Here is a 24,388-nt window from a genome sequence, read left to right as displayed (position 1 = left end):
CGCCTTGAAACGAATCACCACCGTAATCGCCCTTTCCCTTGGCGGCCTGTCCGGCCTCGCCCAGGCCGAAGCCACCAGCCAGGACTACCTGCCGCTGACCCTCAAGGAAACCAGCGCCCAGGCCGAATCCAACGGCTTCATCGAAGACCAGAGCCTGTCCGGCTGGACCCGCAACTGGTATGCCCGCGAGCGCGCGAGCAAGGGTCCGCTGTTCCGCTACTACAAGAGCGACGGCACGCGCCAGGCCACCCACAGCCGCGACAACTGGGTGCAGGGCACCGTGCTCGACTACAGCTCCGGTTTCACCCAGGGCCCGGTCGGTTTCGCCGCCCAGGTCGCCGGCTACCACGCCCTCGCCCTGGAGCGCGGGCGCGCCCGGGTCGCCGGGCCGAACAACCGCACCCTGACCCACAGCGACGGCGACGTCATCGGCCAGTGGAGCAAACTCGGCCTGGCCAACCTGCAGGCGCGGATCTCCAACACCACCCTGGTCGCCGGGCGCCAGTCGATCAACACCCCGGTGTTCGCCTATATCGGCAACCGCGCCCTGCCGTCGAGCTTCGACGGGGTCGCCCTGCACAGCGCCGAATTCGACAACCTGTCCTTCGACCTCGGCACCTTCGAGCGGGTCTCGACCCGTACCGAACAGGGCAAGAGCAAGTTCACCACCGAGTACTCGGCACTGGGCGTCAACGCCGACCGGGTCAGCCTCGCCGGCCTCAACTACCAGCCGCTGCGCAGCCTGACCACCAGCCTGTACCTCGGCCAGGTCGAGGACATCTGGAACCAGTACTACGTCGGCGCCTCCCATGACCTGGGCGACAAGGGCACCCTGGCCTTGACCACCGGCTTCAACTACTACGGCACCCGCGACACCGGCTCGGCGAAACTGGGGGATATCGACAACGACACCTTCAGCCTGTCCTTCACCCTGGCGCACCAGGCCCACAGCCTGACCCTGGCCTACCAGCAGGTGAACGGCGACGAGTACTTCGACTACGTGCACGACACCAACGCGATCTTCCTCGCCAACTCGCTGTTCTCCGATTACAACGGTCCCAACGAGAAGTCGTTCCAGGTCGGCTACGCCCTCGACATGGCCGGGTTCGGCGTGCCGGGGCTGCGCCTGAATGTCTACACCGCGCGCGGCTGGGGCATCGACGGCACCGGCTACAAGGGCAACGGCTACGATGTACGCAACCTCGATGGCGAACATCACCGGGAATGGTCGTTGGGTGCCAGCTACGTGGTGCAGAGCGGGCCGCTGGAGGCGACCAACATCCGCGCCTACTACACCGCACACCGCGCCAGTCGCGAGCAGATCGATGGCAATCTCGATGAATTCCGCATCGTGACCACCATTCCGTTCAACATTCTCTAATGCAGGTCTCCGGCGGCGGCGCAAACACGCCCGCCGCCGGGGCAGGAGCCGACAAAGGACATGCCGATGAACACACTCCCCCTGCACGCCGCTTTCGCAGCCCTGCTGCTGACGGCTTCGGCCAGCCTCTGGGCACGCCCGCTGGTGGTCTGCACCGAAGCCAGCCCGGAAGGCTTCGATATGGCCCAGTACACCACTGCCGTCACCGCCGATGCGGCGGCGGAAACCCTGTTCAACCGCCTGGTCGATTTCAAGCCCGGCACTACCGAGATCCAGCCGTCGCTGGCCGAGCGCTGGGAGATCAGCGACGACGGCCTGACCTACACCTTCCACCTGCGCAAGGGCGTCAAGTTCCACACCACGCCCTGGTTCACCCCGACCCGCGAGATGAACGCCGACGATGTGCTCTGGAGCTTCCAGCGCCAGCTCGACCCCAAGCATCCCTGGCACGCCAAAAGCAGCATCGGCTTCCCTTACTTCGAGGGCATGAGTTTCAGCAAACTGCTGAAAAGCGTGGAGAAGACCGACGAGCACACTGTGGTCTTCACCCTGACCCAGCCCCAGGCGCCGTTCCTGCGTGACCTGGCGATGGCCTTCACCTCGATCTACTCGGCCGAATATGGCGACCAGTTGCTCAAGGCCGACAAGACCGGCGACCTCAACAGCAAGCCGGTAGGCACCGGCCCGTTCATCTTCCAGCGCTACATTAAGGACGCCCAGGTCCGCTACAAGGCCAACCCGGACTATTTCCGCGGCGCCCCGCCCAGCGAAACCCTGGTCTTCGCCATCACCACCGACAACAACGTGCGCCTGCAGAAGCTGCGCGCCAACGAATGCCAGGTGGCGGTCTACCCCAAGCCGGACGACGTGCCCTCGATCAAGCAGGACCCGATGCTCAAGGTGGTCGAACTGGAAGCGCTGATCATCGGCTACGTGGCGATGAACACCGAACACCCGCTGCTCAAGGACGTACGGGTGCGCAAGGCCATCGATATCGCCTTCGACCGCCAGGCCCACATCGACCAGCTGTTCGGCAAGGGCAACGCGGTGCTGGCGGTCAATCCCTATCCACCGACCATGCTCGGCTACAACCACGACAACCACAACCCGCCCCGCGACCTCGACAAGGCCCGCGCCCTGCTCAAGGAAGCCGGCGTGCCGGAAGGCGCCAGGCTGACCCTGTTCACCCGCAATGGCGGCGGCATGACCAACCCCAATCCGCGCCTGAGCGCAGAAATGCTCCAGGCCGACCTCAAGCAGATCGGCCTGAAACTGGATATCCGCGTGATGGAATGGGCAGAAATGCTGCGTCGGGCGAAGAACGGCGAGCACGACCTGGTGTCCACCGGATGGGCCGGCGACAACGGCGACCCGGACAACTTCCTGACCCCGCTGCTCAGCTGCGAGGCGGTGAAGAACGGCGAGAACTATGCTCGTTGGTGCAATGAAAAATTCGATGCGCTGATCACCCAGGCTCGCCAGGTGATCGACCCGCAACAGCGAGAAGCGCTCTATAAGGAGGCCCTGGCCGTGTACGATGCGGACCGGCCATGGCTAACCATGGCCCATCCGAAGATGTTCACGGCCATGCGGCGGAACGTCGAGGGCTACACCATCAGCCCCCTGACCAACAATAACTTCGCCACTACCCAGGTGAAGTAGAACAAGAACGCCCGCCCACCCCACCCGGGAAAAGCGGGCACATGCCTTACCGGCTGACGAGGAACACCACACGATGTTGAGTTTCATTGCCCGGCGTCTGGGATTGCTGATCCCGACCTTTTTCGGCATTACCTTGCTGACCTTCGCCCTCATACGGCTCATACCGGGGGACCCGGTGGAAGTGATGATGGGCGAGCGCAGGGTCGACCCTGAAATGCACGCACAGGCCATGGAACGGCTGGGCCTGAACAAGCCCTTGCCCGAGCAGTACCTGGACTATATCGGCAAGCTGTCCCAGGGTGACCTGGGTGAGTCCTTGCGCACCCGCGAGAGCGTGTGGAACGAGTTTCTCGCGCTGTTTCCCGCCACCCTCGAACTGGCCCTGGCCGCCTTGCTGTTCGCCGGCATCATCGGCGTGCTGGCCGGGGTCATCGCCGCCCTCAAGCGCGGCTCGCTGTTCGACCACGGGGTGATGGGGCTGTCCCTCACCGGTTATTCGATGCCGATCTTCTGGTGGGGCCTGATCCTCATCATGTTCTTCTCCGTGAGCCTGGGCTGGACCCCGGTCTCCGGGCGCATCGACCTGCTCTACGACATCGAGCCGAAGACCGGCTTCATGCTCATCGACACCCTGCTCAGCGACGAGCAAGGCGCGTTCAAGGACGCGGTGATGCACCTGATCCTGCCGGCCATCGTCCTCGGCACCATTCCCCTGGCGGTGATCGCGCGGATGACCCGTTCCTCCATGCTCGAAGTGCTGCGCGAGGACTACATCCGCACGGCCCGGGCCAAAGGCCTGTCGCCAGCACGCGTGGTATTCGTCCATGGCCTGCGCAATGCGCTGATCCCGGTGCTCACGGTGTTCGGCCTGCAGGTCGGCACGCTGCTGGCCGGTGCGGTACTCACCGAAACCATCTTCTCCTGGCCGGGCATCGGCAAATGGCTGATCGAAGCCATCGGTGCCCGTGACTACCCCGTGGTCCAGAACGGCATCCTGCTGATCGCCTGCCTGGTCATCCTGGTCAACTTCGTCGTGGATATCCTCTACGGCCTGGCCAACCCACGCATCCGTCACCAGCGCTGAGGCCACCGTCATGAATACGCCCGCTCCAACTCCGGCTCCAGCCATCGACCAGAGCCTGCTCTACCCGTCCCCGTACAAGGAATTCTGGCACGCCTTCTCGCGCAACAAGGGCGCGGTGGCCGGCCTGCTGTTCATGTGCCTGATCGTCTTCTGCGCACTGTTCGCGCCCTGGGTCGCACCGCACAGCCCCAGCGAGCAATACCGCGACTTCCTGCTGACCCCGCCGGTGTGGCTCGAAGGCGGCAACTGGCAGTTCATCCTCGGCACCGACGAACTGGGCCGCGACCTGCTCTCGCGACTGATCCAGGGCTCGCGCCTGTCGCTGCTGATCGGCCTGTCGTCGGTGGTCATCTCGTTGATCCCGGGGATCATCCTCGGCCTGCTGGCAGGCTTCTTCCCCAATGCCCTGGGCGCTTCGATCATGCGCCTGATGGACGTGATGCTGGCCCTGCCCTCGTTGCTCCTGGCGGTGGCTATTGTCGCCATCCTCGGCCCTGGCCTGGTCAACACGGTGATCGCCATCGCTATCGTCTCGCTGCCGTCCTATGTGCGCCTGACCCGCGCTGCGGTGATGGGCGAACTGAACCGCGACTACGTCACTGCCGCGCGCCTGGCCGGCGCCAGCCTGCCACGCCTGATGTTCATCACCGTGCTGCCCAACTGCATGGCGCCACTGATCGTCCAGGCCACCCTGAGCTTCTCCTCGGCGATCCTCGATGCCGCTGCCCTGGGCTTCCTCGGCCTCGGCGTGCAGCCGCCGACCCCGGAATGGGGAACCATGCTGGCCTCGGCCCGCGACTACATCGAACGCGCCTGGTGGGTGGTCAGCCTGCCCGGCCTGACCATCTTGCTCAGCGTGCTGGCAATCAACCTGATGGGCGACGGACTGCGCGATGCGCTGGACCCGAAACTCAAGAATGCCGCCTGAGGAGAAGCCCATGTCACTTCTGCAAATCCGCAATCTCAACGTGCGCTTCGGCGACGCCACGGCCGTGCCGGTGGTGGATGGTCTCGACCTCAACGTGGACAAGGGCGAGGTGCTGGCCATCGTCGGCGAATCCGGTTCCGGCAAGTCGGTGACCATGATGGCGCTGATGGGCCTGATCGACGCGCCCGGGCGCATCAGCGCCGACCAGCTCAGCTTCGATGGCAACGACATGCTCAGGATCAGCGGCCGCCAGCGGCGCAAGGTGGTCGGCAAGGACATGGCGATGGTCTTCCAGGACCCGATGACCGCCCTCAACCCCAGCTATACCGTGGGCTTCCAGATCGAGGAAGTGCTGCGCCAGCACCTTGGCCTGCGCGGCAAGGCCGCCCGCCAGCGCGCCCTGGAACTGCTGAAGAAGGTCGAGATCCCGGCCCCGGAAAGCCGTCTCGATGCCTATCCGCACCAGCTCTCCGGCGGCATGAGCCAGCGCGTGGCAATCGCCATGGCGATTGCCGGCGAGCCCAAGCTGCTGATCGCCGACGAACCCACCACCGCCCTCGACGTGACCATCCAGGCGCAGATCATGGAGCTGCTGCTGAACCTGCAAAAGGAACAGGACATGGCCCTGATCCTGATCACCCACGACCTGGCCGTGGTGGCGGAAACCGCCAAACGGGTCTGCGTGATGTACGCCGGCCAGGCGGTGGAAGTGGGCCAGGTGCCGGAGCTGTTCGAGGTGCCTGCCCATCCCTACAGCGAAGCGCTGCTCAAGGCGATTCCCGAGCACAGCCTCGGTGCCGAACGCCTGGCCACCCTGCCCGGCATCGTTCCCGGCCGCTATGACCGGCCCACCGGCTGCCTGCTTTCGCCGCGCTGCCCCTATGTGCGCGACAACTGCCGCCAGCAACGCCCCGGCCTCGATCCCCAGGCCCACAGCCTGGCGCGCTGCTTCTATCCGCTGAACCAGGAGGTGGCGTAATGAGCGTCGTACTGACCGCCCGTGACCTCACCCGTCACTACCAAGTCTCCCGTGGCCTGTTCAAAGGCCATGCCACGGTGCGCGCGCTGAATGGCGTGTCGTTCGAACTGGAGGCCGGCAAGACCCTGGCCGTGGTCGGTGAATCCGGCTGCGGCAAGTCCACCCTGGCCCGCGCCCTGACCCTGATCGAGGAACCGTCGTCGGGCTCGTTGCAGATCGCCGGGCAAGAGGTCAACGGCGCCAGCAAGCAGGAGCGCAAGCAGTTGCGTCGTGATGTGCAGATGGTCTTCCAGAGTCCGTATGCCTCGCTCAACCCACGGCAGAAGATCGGCGACCAGTTGGCCGAGCCACTGCTGATCAACACCTCGCTGTCCAAGGAGCAGCGGCGGGAACGGGTGCAGGCGATGATGCAGCAGGTCGGTTTGCGGCCCGAGCACTACCAGCGCTACCCGCACATGTTCTCCGGTGGCCAGCGCCAGCGCATCGCCCTGGCCCGGGCGATGATGCTGCAACCGAAGGTGCTGGTAGCGGATGAACCGACCTCGGCGCTGGACGTGTCGATCCAGGCCCAGGTGCTCAACCTGTTCATGGATTTGCAAAAGGAGTTCAACACCGCCTATGTGTTCATCTCGCACAACCTGGCGGTGGTGCGGCATGTGGCGGATGAAGTGCTGGTGATGTACCTCGGCCGGCCGGCGGAAATGGGGCCGAAGGAAGCGATCTACGAGAAGCCGCTGCACCCCTATACACAGGCGCTGCTGTCGGCGACACCGACGATTCATCCGGATCCGACGAAGCCGAAGATCAGGATCGCCGGGGAGTTGCCCAATCCGCTGAATCCGCCGGAGGGGTGTGCGTTCCACAAGCGTTGTCCGCATGCGACGGAACGGTGTGCGAAGGAAGTGCCGGCGTTTCGCAGGGTAGAAACCAGGCAGGTGGCCTGCCATTACGCGGAGCAGTTCCTCTAAAAGCATCGCTGGCAAGCCAGCTCCCACAGGGTTCCGAGTCGCCGCGGACCCTGTGGGAGCTGGCTTGCCAGCGATGAGGCCTTCAGATCAATGCATGAAGATCGCGATCAGGATGATCACAGGAATCGGTACTCCCAGGAACCACAGCAGTAATGAACGCATGATGTCTCTCCTCTCATCTCAACGAATCGGCGCAGTCCGGGCCACATAACCCGCACCGTCGACTTCCACCCACTGCACCTGGTCACGACGACGACCGCCATACAGCGCCGCCAGGCTGGCGAAGAACGCCCCGCACAGCAGACCGACGAAGGTCCACAGCGCCGTCCAGGCCGCCGCTTTCGCTGCCGCGTCCGCGGCCTGCTTGGCTTTCACCTTGGCCTGCTGAACCTGCGCGAATACCTGATCGACACGAGCTTCGGCCTCGCCCTGGGTCAGGCGAGTGCGCTGCGCTACCAGTTGCGCCAGGTAGGCACGGTCTTCCGGCATCAAACTGTCATCGACGATGGCCCGCCCGAGAATCCGTGCCGCCACGGTATTGGCCGCGTCATCGCTGACCGGCGCCGGGCCTTCACTGCGGAACAGGGTGTCGACGAAATAACCCATCGGATCGGCATTGCTGTTGCTGCTGGCGGCCGCAGTCACGGCGCTACTACCCGCCATGGCACCGGCCTGAGCACCGGCACTGGCCAGGCTACCCGCCGTACCCAGCACCATCGCCGCAGTGATCAGCGTCGCCACGGCCCAGGCCAGGAAACCATGGGCGGTATCGCGGAAATACACCTCGTCACCGTGCAGGTTGGCCCACTTCACCCGCAGCCGTCCGGCGATGTAGCCGCCGAAACCGGAGGCGATGATCTGGGTCAGCAGCAACCAGATGATCGTCGAGACGCCCAGCGCCTTGGCGCTGGCGCCCTCGTCGGCCCAGGGCGAGGCGGCGGCGAAGCCGAGCCCCGCGCCGAGCACCACGAGAATCAATGACAACGCCGCAGCGGCTGCGGCCCCGGCAAAAATCGCCGCCCAGGACACGCCCGAACGATTCGGGATGTCGAGGGCGGGTGAATAGTCGTTGGTGATCATCTGTTTGCCTCTCCGGTGAGCAATGGGTCCTTTCTCGGGAGAGGGAGGTGCAGCGGGCGTGCCAAATGTTTCAAATGATGACGATCAATGAATTCGGGGGTTTGCTGGGGGATGGGCGTCTGAGGACCGTGCAAAATGCGGGAAAGCCGTTCCGACAGATGGCTTTCTGCAATATTCACCGGCCTCATCGCTGGCAACGCCAGCTCCCACAGGGTTCGTGTGCACCGCGGACCCTGTGGGAGCTGGCTTGCCAGCGATGAGGCCCTCAAGCACTATCCAGTAATGACTCTCCTCCCCGACGGCCCGACCCAGACCCCGATCACCGCCGACACCGTCCTGCGCTACCACCACTGCTGGATGCGCCGCGACCTCGACGGGGTGATGGCGCTCTATCACCCGGACGTCGAGTACCACGATTTCTTCCAGAACCGCGTCCTCGGCTACGACGAATTGCGCGACTACGTGCGCGTCTGCCTGCCCCACGAGGACGGCGAGGATATCGTCCACGGCGACCGTATCCGCGTCGATGGCTGCACCGCCTTCATCCAGTACCAGGTCACGGTCCAGGGCGGCGAAGGGCTGGTGGCCTTCCAGTCCAGCGAAGCGATCACGGTCAGGGACGGGCTGATCTGGCGGGTCAACGAGTACGCCACGCTGATCCGCCAGAACGCCAAGGGCAGCACGCCCTCCGGCCCGCGTCCGGCCACCAGCCGCCTGGGCCTGTCGCCACGCCAGCTGAGCACCATGGCCCAGGACCTGGAGCACTATTTCCAGCGCCAGCGCCCCTACCTCGACCCGGAACTGGATCTGCAACGGGTCGCGAAAGAGAGCGGCTACAGCCGCAACCAGATTTCCTACCTGCTCAACCAGGTCCTCGGCCAGAGCTTCTACCGCTACGTCAACCAGGCCCGCCTGCAGCACCTGCTCGACGGCCTGGACGGCGGCGCCACCAGCGCGCCCATCGATGAACTGGCCTTCAACGCCGGCTTCAACTCCCTCTCCGCCTTCTACAAATGCTTCCGCGAACACACCGGCCTGTCACCCAAGGCCTACGTGAAGCAGATTTCCCTGCGTGCACGCACGTAAGACAGCCCGCCCCGCCCGCTACTAGGATCGGCTCCAGACCTTTAGCGGATGTGGGAGCAGTACCCGATGCAAGCCTGGCGCACGATCAGCCTCTGGATGGACCAGCTCGACGAATCGATCGAGCCGCGCCCGGCGTTGAGCCAGGACCTGGATGTCGATGTGTGCATCATCGGCGCCGGCTACACCGGGCTGTGGACCGCCTACTACCTCAAGCAGCAGGCGCCGCACCTGAGCATTGCCATCATCGAGGCGAAGTTCGCCGGCTTCGGTGCCTCCGGGCGCAACGGCGGCTGGCTGATGGGCAACATGCTCGGCGACGACCGCCTGCTCGCCACCCTGTCCCCGCAACAACGCCGGGACAGCATCGACCTGCTCCACGACATTCCCGACGAAGCCCGCCGTGTGCTGGATCGCGAAAACATCGACTGCGACTACCGCAAAGGCGGCGTGCTCTACTGCGCGGCGCGCTATCCCGAGCAGGAAAAAAGCCTGCGCAGCTGGCTCGACGACCTCTATCGCCAGGGCATGACCGCCGACGACTACCGCTGGCTGCGCCCCGAGGAGCTGGAAGGCCAGCTGCGGGTGAGCAATGCCTACGGTGCGATCTTCAGCCCGCATACCGCGACCATCCAGCCGGCGAAACTCGCTCGCGGCCTGGCCCGGGCAGTGGAAAGACTCGGCGTCACGATCTACGAAAACACCCCGGCCATCGACTGGAATCCCGGCCAGGTCCGCACTTCGCAAGCGACCATCCGCAGCCACTGGGTCGTACCGGCCGTGGAAGGCTATGCCGCCAGCCTGCCGCCGCTGGGCAAGCACCAGTTGCCGGTACAGAGCCTGCTGGTGGCCACCGAGCCGCTGGCGGATTCGGTGTGGGACGAGATCGGCCTCAAGGAAGGCCAGGCCTTCAGCGAAAACAGCCGCCAGGTCACCTACGGCCAGCGCACCCGGGACAACCGCCTGATGTTCGGTGCCCGTGGCGGTTACCGCTTCGGTGGGCGCCTGCGCGAGGACTTCAGCCTGACCACCGCTGAAGTGGACCTGCGCCGCTACCTGTTCGGCGAACTCTTCCCGCAACTGAAGAACGTGCGCATCACCCACTCCTGGGGCGGCAACCTCGGCATGGCGCGGCGCTTCCGTCCGCACATGCTCTGCGATCGCCAGCGTGGCATCGCCCTGTCCGGCGGCTACGGCGGCGAAGGGGTCGGCGCGACCAACCTCGGTGGGCGCACCCTCGCCGCGCTGATCCTTGGCCAGCACAACGCCCTCACCGCCCAGCCCTGGGTCCACGACAACCGCGCGCTGTCCAGCCTCGCCAGCTGGCCGCCGGAGCCGTGCCGCTGGCTGGGCTACAACGCCATCATCCAGAGCTTCGTCTACGAGGACCGCACCCTCGCCAGCCCGGCCAGCCCGCCCTGGCGCCGGCGCATGGCCAGCGGTCTTGCGGACTTCATGCAGAGCTTCATGAACTGAATCACCTGAACGAGGAACCCGTGGTCATGAGCATCACCCAGTTCAAACACACCGACAGCGTCGCCCTGGAGACTTCCAGCCCGGTCGCCGTGCCCCTCGGCGAGCCCCTCGCGGTGACGTCGGTCACCTGCGTCGAGCGCAGCGATGGCGTGGAAACCGGCATCTGGGAGTGCACCCCCGGGCGCTGGCGGCGGCAGATCGTGCAACAGGAGTTCTGCCACTTCATCAAGGGCCGCTGCACCTTCACCCCCGACGGTGGCGAGCCGCTTGTCATAGAAGCCGGAGACGCACTGATGCTACCGGCCAACAGCACCGGCATCTGGGATATCCAGGAGACCGTGCGCAAGACCTACGTGCTTATTTTCTGATCCCGCTGATCGCCTGCTGCCTTCGATAACAACAGATAAAGAAAGGTAACCCGGACATGCGCACCCTCCTTGTTGCACCCCTGATGCTGGCCGCCTGCGTGGCCAGCGCCGCCGACTCGGTGAAGATCTACAACTGGTCCAGCTATATCGCCCCGGACACCCTGAAGAACTTCCAGCAGGCCAGCGGCATCGTGCCCACCTACGACGTCTTCGACAGCAACGAAACCCTCGACGGCAAGCTGATGACCGGCCACTCCGGCTACGACGTGGTGTTTCCCTCCAACCACTTCATGGCCCGGCAGATCCAGGGCGGCGCCCTGAAGAAGCTGGACAAGAGCCAGCTGCCGAACTGGAAGAACCTCAACCCGGTGCTGCTCAAGGCCCTGGAGGTGAACGACCCGGGCAACCAGCATGGCTTCCCGTATCTGTGGGGCAGTACCGGCATCGGCTACAACATCGACAAGGTCAAGGCGGTGCTCGGCGACAACGCACCGGTGGACTCCTGGGACCTGATCTTCAAGCCCGAGTACATCGGCAAGCTGAAAAGCTGCGGCGTGGCGGTGCTGGACAACGGTCCGGAGCTGTTGCCGATCGCCCTGCACTACCTCGGCCTGCCGCACCACAGCCAGGATCCGAAGGACTACGACAAGGCCAAGGACCTGCTGATGAAAGTGCGGCCATACATCAGCTACTTCCACTCGTCGAAGTACACCGGCGACCTGGCCAATGGCGATGTGTGCGTGGTGGTGGGCTTCTCCGGGGATGTGTTGCAGGCGAAGAACCGTGCCGAGGAAGCGAAGAATGGCGTGAAGGTGGGCTACTCGATTCCCAAGGAAGGCGCGCCGATGTGGTTCGACATGGTGGCGATGCCGGCGGATGCACCGGATGAGAAAGCGGGGTATGCCTACATGAACTACCTGTTGCAGCCCGAGGTGATGGCCAATATCAGCGACTTCGTGCAGTACGCCAACGGTAACCAGCAGGCGGATGCGCTGGTGAAGCCAGAGCTGAAGGCCAATCCGATGATCTATCCGAAGGACGAGGTGATGGACAAGCTGTATGCGCTTGAGGCGATGCCGGCGAAGATCGACCGGATCAGGACCCGGATCTGGACCAGCATCAAGGCGGGGAACTGATCTTGAGCTGCAAGCCGTAAGCTTCAAGCTGCAAGAAAAGGCGGGGCCAATGTGCTCCGCCTTTTCTTGTGGCTTATGGCTTGAAGCTTGCCGCTGCCCTTAGTGATGCTCGCGAGTAGCCCGGAATTTCACATCCGGCCAACGCTCTTCCATCAGCGACAGGTTGACCCGGGTCGGCGCCAGGTAGGTCAGGTGACCACCGCCGTCCACCGCAAGGTTTTCCAGGGCCTTGACCTTGAAGTCCTCGAGCTTCTTCTTGTCATCGCAGGTGATCCAGCGTGCCGACCAGACGGTGATCGGCTCGTAGGCGCACTCGACCTTGTATTCCTCTTTCAGCCGGCTGGCGACCACATCGAACTGCAGCACACCAACGGCGCCGAGAATGATGTCGTTGCTGCGCTCCGGGAAGAACACCTGGGTGGCGCCCTCTTCCGCCAGCTGCTGCAGGCCCTGGCGCAGCTGCTTGGATTTCAGCGGGTCCTTCAGGCGCACACGGCGGAACAGCTCCGGGGCGAAGTGCGGGATACCGGTGAAGCCCAGGCTCTCACCTTCGGTGAAGGTGTCACCGATCTGGATGGTGCCGTGGTTGTGCAGGCCGATGATGTCCCCGGCGAAGGCCTCTTCCAGTTGCTCACGCTCGGAGGAGAAGAAGGTCAGCGCATCGCCGATGCGCAGGTCCTTGCCGGTGCGCACATGGCGCATCTTCATGCCCTTCTCGTACTTGCCCGAGCAGATGCGCATGAAGGCGATGCGGTCGCGGTGTTTCGGGTCCATGTTCGCCTGGATCTTGAACACGAAGCCGCTGAACTTCTCTTCCACCGGCTCCACGGTACGCTCGTGGGCGACCCGGGCCAGCGGGCGCGGAGCCCAGTCGACGACGGCGTCGAGCACATGGTCGACACCGAAGTTGCCCAGCGCGGTACCGAAGAACACCGGGGTCAACTGACCATTGATGAACTCGTCCTGGTTGAACTCATGGCAGGCGCCCTGAACCAGTTCCAGTTGCTCGATGAAACGCTCGTACTCGTCGCCCAAGTGCGCGCGGGCTTCGTCGGAGTCGAGTTTCTCGATGATCTTCACCTCGGTCCGCTCGTGGCCGTGGCCCGGGGTGTAGACGATGATGTAGTCACCGGACAGGTGGTAGACGCCCTTGAAGTCCTTGTAGCAACCGATCGGCCAGGTGATCGGTGCGGCCTTGATCTTCAGGACCGCCTCGATCTCGTCGAGCAGCTCGATCGGGTCGCGGATATCACGGTCGAGTTTGTTGATGAAGCTGACGATCGGCGTATCGCGCAGGCGGCAGACATCCATCAGGGCGATGGTCCGCGGCTCGACGCCCTTACCGCCGTCGAGCACCATCAGCGCCGAGTCCACGGCGGTCAGGGTGCGGTATGTATCTTCGGAGAAGTCTTCGTGGCCCGGGGTGTCGAGCAGGTTGATCATGTGCTCGCGATAGGGGAACTGCATCACCGAGGTGGTGATGGAGATACCGCGCTGCTTCTCCATTTCCATCCAGTCGGAGGTGGCATGGCGATCGGACTTGCGCGACTTCACCGTACCGGCAACGGCAATGGCCTTGCCCATCAGCAGGAGCTTCTCGGTGATGGTGGTCTTACCGGCGTCGGGGTGGGAAATGATTGCGAAAGTGCGGCGCTTCGCGACTTCGGCGGCCTGCTGGGTCATGGGAAATCGCCTGACTGGGGATTGAAAAAAGGGGCGATATCATACCTGAAGTCGGGCGGGGACCAAAATCGGCTCCCCTGATATGGATATTAAAGCGCGCAAATCTACTCGGCAGCCGACGGGCTGTCAGTGAAACCCTGTAGTTTTACCGGAGCGCGACCCGGCATGCAGGCGACCAGTTCCAACCGTCCTCCCAACGCCTCGACATAATCGCGCAGCGTCGAAATCAACATGTCGCTGCGGTTCTCCACTTTGGAGATATTGGCCTGACCCATTTCCAATCGCTCGGCAAGGCTTTCCTGGGTAACGTCCAACTGCCGTCGCAAAGCCTGCAGGGTCAACTCCTCACGAATCAGCTCACGGGCTTGCTCCTCGACCCGTACCCTGCGCTCTGGAGAAAAGCTGTCCATCAAATCATCAAGTGTCATTGTCATTTCCCGGCACCTCCTGCCAGATACCTGTCAAACCGCTCATCCGCGCAAGCAATCAAGCCCTTGTAGAAACGCTCCTGATTGACGCCTGCCTTGTCACCTGCGACCAAAACCACGGCGCAGCGGGAGGGATCAAATGCGAACACCACGCGCCAGACGCAACCATTGGAAAAAAACCGCAGTTCCTTGAGGTTCTGATGGCGAGAGCCTCTCAAGGTATCCACTCTGGGGCGGCCCAACAGAGGACCGATTTCCCTCAACAGCATCAGATGCACCGCCAATTGCTCTTTGAACAATTGATCGGAACGCTGTATCTCTTCAGCGAACTCTGTACAAAACTTAACCGTCCACGGCATAAAATACCTCCGAAGGAATATTCCTTCAAGCGACTATTCGCAAGAAGTACGGAGGTAAATGCTGCCCCTCGCGACTAACGGCCCAACAGCAGGTAATTCAACGCCTCCCCGTAAGAATCACGCTCATTCCTCGTGCGAAATTTCGAACACCCGGGGGATTAGCGCTGGCCAAATGCCGCATCAGATGGGAACCTTTAAAGCGATGGAGGCGTCCATTCCCCTGCAATGACCGTTGGTCGGGGGTGGTTTCACCGGCAACACGAGCCTGACGGGGCTTCGCTTATGGCGCGCAGTTTTTGCCCGCCACTTTTCGCACACGGCTCGCCCGTCGCCTGGAATGGCGACCACACGGCAGCCGTGCGCCGACGATAAAAAAAGGAGTCCGCCTATGGCTGCACGCTATGGCAAGGGGCTGATGGGATGTGCCGCCGCGCTCGTCATCCTGGCCCTGCTGATCCACTGGATCGGCATCGATACGATCGCGCATTACCGCGCCGATCTCTGGTTCTACCTGCAGGCGCACCTGATGCTGGTGCTGCTGTCGATGGTGGCGGCGCTGGCCGTGGGTATCCCCGCCGGCATTGCCCTGAGTCGACCACACCGGGTCGACCGCGCCGAACGCTTCATGCAGGTTTTCAACATTGGCAACACCGTTCCTCCCCTCGCCGTCCTCGCCATCGCCCTGAGTATCCTCGGCATCGGCGCCGGCCCCGCGATCTTCGCGCTGTTCCTCGCCTCGCTGCTGCCCATCGTGCGCAACACCTACGAAGGCCTGAAAAACGTCCCCGCCTCGCTCAAGGAAGCCGCCACCGGCATCGGCATGACCCCGCGTCAGTCGCTGTTCAAGGTCGAGCTGCCCAACGCCGTGCCGATCATCGTCGGCGGTGTGCGGGTGGCCCTGGCGATCAACGTCGGCACCGCACCGCTGTCGTTCCTGATCGGCGCCAACAGCCTGGGCAGCCTGATCTTCCCCGGCATCGCCCTGAACAACCAGCCGCAACTGCTGCTGGGCGCGGCCTGTACCGCCCTGCTGGCCTTGCTGCTCGACGCGCTGGTCGCCCAGGGCAGCCGCCGCTGGCTGGAACGCGGCCTGACTCACTGACCGAGGGATCACCATGAAACGAATCGCCTTGCTCCTGGGCGCGGCCCTGCTGTTCGCGGGATTTGCCCAGGCTGCCGAAAAACCCCTGATCCGCATCGGCGCGCGGGTCTTCACCGAGCAGACCGTGCTCGCCGAAATCACCGCGCGCTACCTGCGCCAGCACGGCTTCGAGGTGCGCATCACCAGCGGCCTGGGCAGCAACCTGGCGCGTAGCGCCCAGGAAAGCGGCCAGCTGGACATGGTCTGGGAATACACCGGGGTGTCGCTGGTGTCCTACAACCATTTCGACGAACGTCTGCCCGACGCCGCCGCGACCTACGCACGGGTCAAGGAACTGGACGCGAAGAAAGACCTGATCTGGCTGGCGCCCTCGCGCTTCAGCAACACCTACGCCCTGGCCCTGCCGCGTAACGTGGCCGAGGAGTACCCGCAGGTGCAGACCATCAGCCAGCTCAACCAGGTGCTGCGCGACGAAGCGGGCAAGACCCACGTCCTCGCCCTCGACACCGAGTTCGCCAACCGCCCGGACGGCCTCGCCGGCCTGACCGAAACCTACGACCTGCAGTTCACCCGCAAGGACATCCGCCAGATGGATGCCGGCTTGGTCTACACCGCGCTGCGCAACGGCCAGGTGTTCACCGGCCTGGTGTACACCACCGACGGCCGCCTCAGCGCCTTCGACCTGAAGCTGCTGGAAGACGACCGCCACTACTTCCCGGACTACACCGCGGCGCCGGTGGTACGCAAGGCTATCCTCGATGCCAACCCGGAACTGGCGACCCTGCTGAAACCGCTGGCCGAGCAACTGGACGACGAGACCATGCGCCAGCTCAACGCCAAGGTCGATGTCGAACACCAGAGCCCGGGCAAGGTGGCCGACGACTTCCTGCGTGAACACCCGCTGCAAGGAGGTGCGCAATGAGCCTGCTGGATACCTTCGCCCACCTCGACTGGGCGCAAGTGCTGCAACTGACCGGCCAGCACATCACCCTGGTCGGCATCGCCGTGACCCTGGCGATCCTCGTCGGCGTGCCGCTGGGCATCCTGATGACCCGCTTCCCGGCCCTCGCCGGCCCGCTCCAGGCCAGCGCCACGGTGCTGCTGACGGTGCCGTCGATCGCCCTGTTCGGCCTGCTCCTGCCGTTCTACTCGAAGTTCGGCCAGGGCCTCGGCCCGCTGCCGGCGATCACCGCGGTGTTCCTCTATTCCCTGTTGCCGATCATGCGCAACACCTACCTGGCCCTGACCAACGTCGAGCCGGGCATCCGCGAAGCCGCCCGCGGCATCGGCATGACCTTCGGCCAGCGTCTGCGCATGGTCGAACTGCCGATCGCCGTACCGGTGATCCTCGCCGGGGTGCGTACCGCCGTGGTGATGAACATCGGCGTGATGACCATCGCCGCCACCATCGGCGCCGGCGGTCTTGGCGTACTTATCCTGACCTCCATCAGCCGCAGCGACATGTCGATGCTGCTGGTCGGTGCCGTGCTGGTGAGCCTCCTGGCCATCGCCGCCGACCTGCTCCTGCAAGCCCTGCAACGCAAGCTGACTCCAGAAGGACTGCTCAAATGATCGAACTCCAGAACCTCTCGAAAACCTTCCAAAGCAACGGCAAGGAGGTCAAGGCGGTCGACTCGGTCAGCCTGACCGTCAACGAAGGCGAGATCTGCGTCTTCCTCGGCCCGTCCGGGTGCGGCAAGAGCACCACGCTGAAGATGATCAACCGCCTGATCGAGCCTACTTCGGGCAAGGTGCTGATCAATGGCGAGGACACCACCGACCTCGACGAAGTGACCCTGCGCCGGCGCATCGGCTATGTGATCCAGCAGATCGGCCTGTTCCCCAACATGACCATCGAGGAAAACATCACCGTGGTCCCGCGCCTGCTCGGCTGGGACAAGCAGAAATGCCACGACCGCGCCCGCGAACTGATGAGCATGATCCGCCTGGAGCCCAAGCAGTATCTGCAGCGCTACCCGCGCGAGCTGTCCGGCGGCCAGCAGCAGCGCATCGGGGTGATCCGCGCACTGGCGGCCGAGGCGCCGCTGCTGTTGATGGACGAACCGTTCGGCGCGGTCGACCCGATCAACCGCGAGATGATCCAGAACGAATTCTTCGAGATGCAGCGGGCGCTGAACAAGACCGTGATCATGGTCAGCCATGACATCGACGAAGCGATCAAGCTGGGTGACAAGATCGCGATTTTCCGCGCGGGCAAGCTGATCCAGATCGATCACCCGGACACCTTGCTGGCGCATCCGGCGGATGAGTTCGTCAGCAACTTCGTCGGCCAGGACAGCACGCTCAAGCGCCTGCTGCTGGTGCGCGCGGAAGACGCGGCGGACAACGCGCCGTCGGCCAGCCCGGAAATGCCGGTGGCGGAAGCGCTGGAGCTGATGGACGAGCACGACCGCAAGTATGTGGTGGTGACCGATGGCGAGAATCGTGCGCTGGGTTATGTGCGACGTCGGGACCTGCACCGTCAGCAGGGTGTGTGTGCCGATTTCCTGCGGCAGTTCAATGCCACCGCTGCGCATGACGAGCACCTGCGCATCCTGTTGTCGCGGATGTATGAATTCAACCGGGCGTGGTTGCCGGTGCTGGATGCGGAACAGGTATTCCTGGGCGAGGTGACCCAGGAGTCGATTGCGGCCTACCTGAGCTCGGGGCGCTCGCGTGGGGGCAAGACCAGTATCGTGTCTCCGGCTGAAACTGCTGTGTAACGGCTGATGGCCTCATCGCTGGCAAGCCAGCTCCCACAGGGTACGCGGTCCCTGTGGGAGCTGGCTTGCCAGCGATAGGGCCCTGAAGGTCAGAACCCTAGGCTGGCCTGCACATAGAACGTCCGCGGCTCACCCACATAGATCCCCGAGTTGTTGTCGCTGGAGCGCGTGTAGTACTGTTTGTCGAAGATGTTCTTCACCCCCGCCGCCAGCTTCAGGTTGGACAGCTCCTGGCCGAAGTCATAGCCGCCCCGCGCACTCCAGGTCACGTACCCCGGGATATCGCCATACTGCCCATCGGCACTCGGCGCGGTGATGTAGTTGCCGGTGAAACTGCCGTCGGCATTCATCCCGGTCCCCGGCGCACGCTGCTTCGACTGGGCGAAGGCATCCAGATTCCAGGTCCAGCGGTCCACCTGGTAACGCAGCCCGGCATTGACCACCTGGCGCGAGTAGAACGGCAGGTCACGGCCCTTGAAGCCCGGGATCTCGCCTTCGTAGGTCGCACGGGTGTAGGTGAACCCGGCATTCGCACTCAAGCCGTCCAGCCGCGCATCCAGCCCGGCCAGGTCATACCGCACCGACGCCTCGATGCCCTGGTGCTTGGTCGCGCCCAGATTGGTCCAGCCCACATCGTTGCTGATGTATTGCAGCTCGTCGTCGAAGTCGATGTAGAACGCGGTCAGTTCGCCGCCCCAGTGCTCGCCGTTGTAGCGCGTGCCGATCTCGTAGGTCTTGGCCTTTTCCGGCTCCAGGCCGTTGGCGGTCGAGTCACCGACACCGCCCTGCCCCAGCTGGAAGTACTGCAGGCTGCCGAACGAGGTTTCATAGTTGGCAAACAGCTTCCACGCGTCAGAGACGTGGTACATCACGCTCAGCGCCGGCAGCGGTTCGTCGCTGCTGATGCTGCGGCTCTTGGCCTGGACCCGCACGCCGTTGGTACCGAGCACCGCGCGTTCGTGCCAGTCGGTATTGATGTGCTCGAAGCGCAGGCCCGGGGTGATGGTCCAGTTGCCGACGTCGATCTTGTCGTCGATGTAGTACGCGCTGGCCTCGGTGCCGCCGGTACGGTCCTGATAGACATGGCCGTCGGAAGTCGGGGTGACGGTCGGCACGTTGTTGATCAGCGCCAGGCGGCTGGCCTGCTCGTGCATCGCTTCCTTGAGGTAGCGGGCGCCGACGCTGACTTCCTGGGTCACATCACCGATGAAGAACTGCCGCGACAGCCGCGGTTCGATGGCAAAGGTGTGATAGCTGCGCGGGAAGGACGACAGGGTCTTCTGGTCGCGGGCGGCAATGGTGCTGCCACGGAAGCTGTCGGTGTAGTAGGTCTGCACCTCGAACTGGGTGACATCGTCGATCTGCCGCAGGTACTTCAGCGACACATCCTTGCGCCGGCCGCTGAAGTTGTCGTAGTCGCGGTCGGACTGGTACGGGTCGGCATCGTACTGGGCCTGGGTCAGGCCGCCGGGCATGTCGGCCGAGCCGTCGTAGTAGTGGAAGTTCAGCCACAGTTCGTCCTGGTCGGTCGGTGCCCAGTGGGTCTTGAACAGCACGTCGTCGATATCGTTGCCGTTGTTGCTGCGGCGGTAGCCGTTGCCATTGACCCCGGAGTACAGCAGCGCGGCGCCGATACCGTTGTCGGCGGTGCCACCGAGGAAGGCCGTGTCGATGTGCTTCCAGCCGCCGTAGCGAGAGGTTTCCAGGGTAGTGCCGATTTCCCCGGTGGCCTTTTCCGGGATCGCCCGGGTCACGAAGTTGATCACCCCGCCGACGTTCTGCGGCCCGTAGCGCACGGAGCCGGCACCACGAACCACGTCGATGCTGTCGAGGTTGCCGGAAGAGATCGGCGCCATCGACAGTTGCGGCTGGCCATAGGGCGCGAAGGCCGCCGGGATGCCGTCGATCAGCACCGTGGAGCGTGGCGACAGGCGCGAGGTCAGGCCGCGCACCCCGACGTTGAGCGACAGGTCGCTGCCGCCGGTACCATTGGAGTCCTGCACCTGCACGCCGGGAATGCCCTTGAGCACGTCGCGCACGTTCATCGCGCCCTGCTCGATCATCGCCTCGCGACGCACCACAGTGCGTGCGCCAGGATGGTTCTGCACCACCGCTTCCTGGGCATCACCGAGCCAGTCGCCGACCATGGAGATATCGGTCGGCGCCAGCTCCAGGGTTTCACCCGCCTGCGCGCCGGTCTGTGCCGCATGCAGGACCACGCTGCCCTGGGAAATCTCGTAGGTCAGCCCGCTGCCCTGCAGCAGGGCCCGCAGCGCCTGCTCCGGCGCCAGGTTGCCGGACACCGCCGGGGCCTGCTTGCCGGCCACCAGGTCAGGGCTGAAGAACAGTTGCAGCGAAGTCTGCTGACCCAACTGGTTCAGCGCGCTGGCCAGCGGCTGGGCCTGGATCTGGATGCTGGTCGGGGTCGAGTCGGCGTAGCTGTTGCCGATGCCGGCACTGACCGCCAGGGCCAGCGCCAGGGGCAGCCAGCGCGAACGGCCGGCGGAACGCGGAGCATGCTTGTTGTTGTTCACGTCTTCGGGACTTCCTGAGAATGAAAATGCTTGGCAGTTACAAGTCAGGCAGGAAGACGAACAACCGGGAAAATACCTGAATCTATTTTGAAATTATTTCCTGGGAGCCGTCGGCATGGGCCACCACGCTGACCGGCAGGATGCTCGGCAAGGCCCGCAGTAGAGCGCCCGTATCGTCGACGCGGAAGGTGCTGCTCAGGCGCAGCTTCGCCACTTTCGGCGCCACGTGCAGCGGATGCTGACGATAGCGCGAGACCTCTTCGGCCACCTGGGCCAGGGAGGCGTCGTTGAATACCAGCTTGCCGGAACGCCAGGCGGTCAGCGCGGCAGGGTCCACCTTGTACGCCGCGGCGACGTTGCCTTCTTCATCTATATGGGAACCGAACCCGGCACTGAGCAGCGCCTGGGATTCGCGATGGCCCTGGACCCGGACCGAGCCCTGTTCCACCACCACCCGGGTCTGACCGGGGTCGCGGCGCACATCGAAGCGGGTGCCGGTGACGGTGACCGTGCCGTTGCCCGCATCCACCACGAATGGCCGCTCGCTGTCATGGGCGACACTGAACATCACCTCGCCCTGCTCCAGGCGGATATCCCGCTGACCGGCGCTGAAGCGCACTTCGAGGCGGGTACGACAGTTGATTTCCAGACGGGAGCCGTCCGGCAGCTCGACCTGGCGGTGTTCGCCAAGGCCGGTCTGCAACTGTTCATGATGGTTGAGCTTGCCGTCCTGCCAGGTGAACCAGCCGAGGCCGACGGCAGCAGCCATGACGCCCGCCGCCAAGGCCTGGCGAATGAAGCGACGACGGGGCAGGACGGCGACCTTGTCCTCGACACACAGGGCTTCAAGCCGCACACGCGGCAGCAGATCGCTGGCACGCCACAGGTCGGCCAGCAACGCGTATTCGTCACGATGGAGAGGATCCTGCGCGAGCCAGGCCTCGAAAGCCGCCTGCCGTTCAGCCGACAGCGGCCCGTCCTGAACACGGGCGAACCATTCGGCTGCCTGCTCGCGCGCGGCCTCCTGCGGGCCGGGACTTGCGTCCTGATTCATGAATACCTTCGCCTGACTCATCTGTTCGCCACATCCAGGTGCTCGCGCAGATGGCGAAGCGTGCGGATCATATACTTTTCCACCATGTTCCTGCTCAGGCCCATGCGCTCGGCGATCTCCGCCTGGGTCAGGCCCTCGAGTTTCTGCCAGACGAACACCTTGCGGCAGTTCAGCGGCAGCTCGGCCAGCGCCCGCTCGACGCTGTCGGCCAGTTGCAGGGCATTCATGAACGCCTCCGGGTCGTCGTCCAGCTGCGGGGCAAGCTCCAGGGCCTGCAATTCCAGGGACTGGCGGCGGTCTTCGCGGCGGTATCCGTCCACGGCGATATTGCGTGCAGTCTGGTGCAGGTAGGCGCGCGGCTGCGCCACCGCATCCTGCTGGGTTTCCAGGACGCGGACAAAGGCATCGTGCGCGAGATCCTCGGCCTGCTGGCGACTGCGCAGCTTGCGCGTCCAGGTGCCGATCAGCTCGTGGTAGTGGTCGAGGAAGCCTTTGTGTCGAGACACGATAGGAAGGTCGTCGTCAGGCAATGGAAAAGTGCGCGAATAGTAATATTTCTCGTTAAGCCGGGCAAATCCCTCCTTCAGGTGCCCGATCGAAGGTGCGCGAGGGTCGTCGACGCAAATTTTTTTCGCGCCGAACACTCACGAAACGAGTGGCCATAAATATGAACACCCAGCCCCCTCAAACAGCCATTCGAAGACACTCGACAAACGGTCATCCTTAATAAGTGAACAGCAACTTGAAGGGAAACGCGCCAATTGAAAGGCTGAGTGTCGAAGTTCTGGAAAAGTGAGCACTTCGCCAGCTATTCCACAATTTTTTACGCAAGGGCGATCTGACGGAACATATGGCTGTCACCTGAGTCGGTTATGAAAGGAACACGTCGACAACAGGCCGCCGAGGAGTACGAAAAGGCGACATTTTTAGTTGATCTTGAACCCCTCAGGTCCTAAAGTTCGCGCCGAACGTCCATGCTGGAAACGATCCATCCGGCTCAAGTACTGACGACGAGACAGCAAGGTCACCCGTAGCAGCAATGTATCGCGCGCGGTTGACCTTTTTGCTTTCGGCGACATGCCTTGGGAAGTAGGCGAACCAAAGTGGGGATACGGAGGGCGTTCAGTTGCAGCCACTTATTCATTCAGTTTGCCCATGGAGTTCCCAGGTATGTCGATTCAGGTCGAAGACTACTTTGCGCGTGAAACCTTCCAGAAAATGAAGGCGTTCGCCGACAAGCAAGAAACCCCGTTCGTACTCATCGACACCCAGATGATCAGCCAGGCCTACGACGACCTGCGCGCCGGTTTCGAGTTCGCCAAGGTCTACTACGCGGTCAAGGCCAACCCGGCGGTCGAGATCATCGACCTGCTGAAGGAAAAAGGCTCGAGCTTCGACATCGCCTCGATCTACGAGCTGGACAAGGTGATGAGCCGCGGCGTCAGCGCGGACCGCATCAGCTACGGCAACACCATCAAGAAATCCAAGGACATCCGCCACTTCTACGAGAAGGGCGTGCGCCTGTACGCGACCGACTCCGAAGCCGACCTGCGCAACATCGCCAAGGCCGCCCCGGGCTCGAAAGTCTACGTGCGTATCCTCACCGAAGGCTCGACCACTGCCGACTGGCCACTGTCGCGCAAATTCGGCTGCCAGACCGACATGGCCATGGACCTGCTGATCCTCGCCCGCGACCTGGGCCTGGTGCCTTACGGCATCTCCTTCCACGTCGGCTCGCAACAGCGTGACATCTCCGTGTGGGACGCCGCGATCGCCAAGGTCAAGGTGATCTTCGAGCGCCTGAAGGAAGAAGACGGCATCGAGCTCAAGCTGATCAACATGGGTGGCGGCTTCCCGGCCAACTACATCACCCGGACCAACAGCCTGGAAACCTACGCCGAAGAGATCATCCGCTTCCTGAAGGAAGACTTCGGCGACGATCTGCCGGAAATCATCCTCGAGCCGGGCCGTTCGCTGATCGCCAACGCCGGTATCCTGGTCAGCGAAGTGGTGCTGGTGGCGCGTAAATCCCGTACCGCCGTCGAGCGCTGGATCTACACCGACGTGGGCAAGTTCTCCGGCCTGATCGAAACCATGGACGAATCCATCAAGTTCCCGATCTGGACCGAGAAGAAAGGCGAGACCGAGGAAGTGGTGATCGCCGGCCCGACCTGCGACAGCGCCGACATCATGTACGAGCAGTACAAGTACGGCCTGCCGCTGAACCTGGCGATCGGTGACCGCCTGTACTGGCTGTCGACCGGTGCCTACACCACCAGCTACAGCGCGGTGGAATTCAACGGCTTCCCGCCGCTGAAGGCCTACTACCTGTAAATGAAAAAAGGGGCTGAGTGATCAGC

22 protein-coding genes are annotated in these 24,388 nt (G+C 63.6%); 15 read left to right on the top strand and 7 right to left on the bottom strand.

Features of this window, described 5'->3' with window-relative positions; all coding sequences use genetic code 11:
* Positions 1–4 precede the first annotated feature (4 nt).
* The 6 genes from PSEMO_RS30555 to PSEMO_RS30530 all read left to right on the top strand — a co-directional run bounded on the left by PSEMO_RS30555 (position 5) and on the right by PSEMO_RS30530 (position 7,002).
* Positions 5–1,381: an OprD family outer membrane porin gene (locus PSEMO_RS30555; protein ID WP_075806586.1), complete on the top strand. Its 1,377-nt coding sequence runs from the start codon at positions 5–7 to the stop codon at positions 1,379–1,381.
* Positions 1,382–1,447: 66 nt separating this feature from the next.
* On the top strand, positions 1,448–3,043 hold the full coding sequence (locus tag PSEMO_RS30550) for an ABC transporter substrate-binding protein (protein WP_075806722.1): 1,596 nt from the start codon (positions 1,448–1,450) through the stop codon (positions 3,041–3,043).
* 73 nt (positions 3,044–3,116) lie between these two features.
* Positions 3,117–4,127, top strand: a complete 1,011-nt coding sequence (locus tag PSEMO_RS30545) for an ABC transporter permease subunit (RefSeq protein WP_075806585.1) — start codon at positions 3,117–3,119, stop codon at positions 4,125–4,127.
* Positions 4,128–4,137: 10 nt separating this feature from the next.
* Positions 4,138–5,055, top strand: a complete 918-nt coding sequence (locus PSEMO_RS30540) for an ABC transporter permease subunit (RefSeq protein WP_075806584.1) — start codon at positions 4,138–4,140, stop codon at positions 5,053–5,055.
* 10 nt (positions 5,056–5,065) lie between these two features.
* Positions 5,066–6,034, top strand: coding sequence for an ABC transporter ATP-binding protein (locus tag PSEMO_RS30535; RefSeq protein ID WP_075806583.1), 969 nt, complete (start codon positions 5,066–5,068; stop codon positions 6,032–6,034).
* The gene (locus PSEMO_RS30530) at positions 6,034–7,002 is read left to right on the top strand and encodes a peptide ABC transporter ATP-binding protein (protein WP_075806582.1); all 969 of its coding nucleotides are present in this window, start codon (positions 6,034–6,036) and stop codon (positions 7,000–7,002) included. Before PSEMO_RS30535 ends, PSEMO_RS30530 begins: the two co-directional genes overlap by 1 nt.
* A gap of 180 nt (positions 7,003–7,182) precedes the next feature.
* Here the strand turns inward: PSEMO_RS30530 and PSEMO_RS30525 are convergent, their stop codons facing one another.
* Positions 7,183–8,082 carry a hypothetical protein gene (locus tag PSEMO_RS30525; RefSeq protein WP_075806581.1) on the bottom strand — a complete coding sequence of 300 codons (900 nt, stop codon included), beginning with the start codon at positions 8,080–8,082 and terminating at the stop codon, positions 7,183–7,185.
* Positions 8,083–8,364: 282 nt separating this feature from the next.
* Here PSEMO_RS30525 and PSEMO_RS30520 point away from each other — a divergent pair, with 282 nt between their 5' ends.
* The 4 genes from PSEMO_RS30520 to PSEMO_RS30505 all read left to right on the top strand — a co-directional run bounded on the left by PSEMO_RS30520 (position 8,365) and on the right by PSEMO_RS30505 (position 12,145).
* Positions 8,365–9,168 carry a helix-turn-helix domain-containing protein gene (locus tag PSEMO_RS30520; protein ID WP_075806580.1) on the top strand — a complete coding sequence of 268 codons (804 nt, stop codon included), beginning with the start codon at positions 8,365–8,367 and terminating at the stop codon, positions 9,166–9,168.
* A gap of 66 nt (positions 9,169–9,234) precedes the next feature.
* Positions 9,235–10,641 (top strand): NAD(P)/FAD-dependent oxidoreductase, encoded by a 1,407-nt coding sequence (locus tag PSEMO_RS30515; protein WP_075806721.1) that lies wholly within the window; start codon positions 9,235–9,237, stop codon positions 10,639–10,641.
* Between the two features lie 26 nt (positions 10,642–10,667).
* The gene (locus tag PSEMO_RS30510; protein WP_075806579.1) at positions 10,668–11,009 is read left to right on the top strand and encodes a cupin domain-containing protein; all 342 of its coding nucleotides are present in this window, start codon (positions 10,668–10,670) and stop codon (positions 11,007–11,009) included.
* Positions 11,010–11,065: 56 nt separating this feature from the next.
* Complete coding sequence (locus tag PSEMO_RS30505; protein WP_075806578.1) at positions 11,066–12,145, top strand: polyamine ABC transporter substrate-binding protein; 1,080 nt, start codon at positions 11,066–11,068, stop codon at positions 12,143–12,145.
* A 99-nt stretch (positions 12,146–12,244) separates the two neighbouring features.
* On the opposite strand, the gene PSEMO_RS30500 is transcribed toward PSEMO_RS30505, so the two are convergent.
* The 3 genes from PSEMO_RS30500 to PSEMO_RS30490 all read right to left on the bottom strand — a co-directional run bounded on the left by PSEMO_RS30500 (position 12,245) and on the right by PSEMO_RS30490 (position 14,615).
* Positions 12,245–13,828 (bottom strand): peptide chain release factor 3, encoded by a 1,584-nt coding sequence (locus PSEMO_RS30500; protein WP_075806577.1) that lies wholly within the window; start codon positions 13,826–13,828, stop codon positions 12,245–12,247.
* A 104-nt stretch (positions 13,829–13,932) separates the two neighbouring features.
* The gene (locus PSEMO_RS30495; RefSeq protein ID WP_075806576.1) at positions 13,933–14,262 is read right to left on the bottom strand and encodes a helix-turn-helix domain-containing protein; all 330 of its coding nucleotides are present in this window, start codon (positions 14,260–14,262) and stop codon (positions 13,933–13,935) included.
* Complete coding sequence (locus tag PSEMO_RS30490; RefSeq protein ID WP_075806575.1) at positions 14,259–14,615, bottom strand: type II toxin-antitoxin system RelE/ParE family toxin; 357 nt, start codon at positions 14,613–14,615, stop codon at positions 14,259–14,261. Before PSEMO_RS30490 ends, PSEMO_RS30495 begins: the two co-directional genes overlap by 4 nt.
* Positions 14,616–15,003: 388 nt before the next feature.
* Between PSEMO_RS30490 and PSEMO_RS30485 the strand changes: the two genes are divergently transcribed.
* Genes PSEMO_RS30485 through PSEMO_RS30470 form a run of 4 tightly spaced genes read left to right on the top strand, consistent with a single transcriptional unit; the run spans position 15,004 to position 18,440 of the window.
* A complete protein-coding gene (locus PSEMO_RS30485; RefSeq protein ID WP_075806574.1) occupies positions 15,004–15,717 on the top strand; it encodes an ABC transporter permease in 714 nt (237 codons plus the stop codon).
* A gap of 13 nt (positions 15,718–15,730) precedes the next feature.
* The gene (locus tag PSEMO_RS30480) at positions 15,731–16,639 is read left to right on the top strand and encodes a glycine betaine ABC transporter substrate-binding protein (protein WP_075806573.1); all 909 of its coding nucleotides are present in this window, start codon (positions 15,731–15,733) and stop codon (positions 16,637–16,639) included.
* The gene (locus tag PSEMO_RS30475; RefSeq protein ID WP_075806572.1) at positions 16,636–17,289 is read left to right on the top strand and encodes an ABC transporter permease; all 654 of its coding nucleotides are present in this window, start codon (positions 16,636–16,638) and stop codon (positions 17,287–17,289) included. Before PSEMO_RS30480 ends, PSEMO_RS30475 begins: the two co-directional genes overlap by 4 nt.
* Positions 17,286–18,440 carry an osmoprotectant ABC transporter ATP-binding protein OsmV gene (locus PSEMO_RS30470; RefSeq protein ID WP_075806571.1) on the top strand — a complete coding sequence of 385 codons (1,155 nt, stop codon included), beginning with the start codon at positions 17,286–17,288 and terminating at the stop codon, positions 18,438–18,440. Before PSEMO_RS30475 ends, PSEMO_RS30470 begins: the two co-directional genes overlap by 4 nt.
* Before the next feature lie 89 nt (positions 18,441–18,529).
* On the opposite strand, the gene PSEMO_RS30465 is transcribed toward PSEMO_RS30470, so the two are convergent.
* The 3 genes from PSEMO_RS30465 to PSEMO_RS30455 all read right to left on the bottom strand — a co-directional run bounded on the left by PSEMO_RS30465 (position 18,530) and on the right by PSEMO_RS30455 (position 22,534).
* Positions 18,530–20,974 (bottom strand): TonB-dependent siderophore receptor, encoded by a 2,445-nt coding sequence (locus tag PSEMO_RS30465; protein WP_075806570.1) that lies wholly within the window; start codon positions 20,972–20,974, stop codon positions 18,530–18,532.
* An 82-nt stretch (positions 20,975–21,056) separates the two neighbouring features.
* Complete coding sequence (locus PSEMO_RS30460) at positions 21,057–22,028, bottom strand: FecR family protein (protein WP_075806720.1); 972 nt, start codon at positions 22,026–22,028, stop codon at positions 21,057–21,059.
* A 17-nt stretch (positions 22,029–22,045) separates the two neighbouring features.
* Entirely contained in the window at positions 22,046–22,534 is a 489-nt protein-coding gene (locus PSEMO_RS30455; protein WP_075806719.1) for a sigma-70 family RNA polymerase sigma factor, read from the bottom strand.
* A gap of 664 nt (positions 22,535–23,198) precedes the next feature.
* Here PSEMO_RS30455 and PSEMO_RS30450 point away from each other — a divergent pair.
* The gene (locus PSEMO_RS30450) at positions 23,199–24,362 is read left to right on the top strand and encodes a type III PLP-dependent enzyme (RefSeq protein WP_075806569.1); all 1,164 of its coding nucleotides are present in this window, start codon (positions 23,199–23,201) and stop codon (positions 24,360–24,362) included.
* The last annotated feature ends 26 nt before the right edge of the window (positions 24,363–24,388 follow it).

Origin of the sequence: Pseudomonas putida (assembly GCF_001941965.1) — a bacterium.
In the GTDB taxonomy this organism is placed as follows: domain Bacteria; phylum Pseudomonadota; class Gammaproteobacteria; order Pseudomonadales; family Pseudomonadaceae; genus Aquipseudomonas; species Aquipseudomonas putida_L.
The sequence above is the reverse complement of the archived record's forward strand: the minus strand, read 5'-3'. Positions and strand labels throughout refer to the sequence as shown.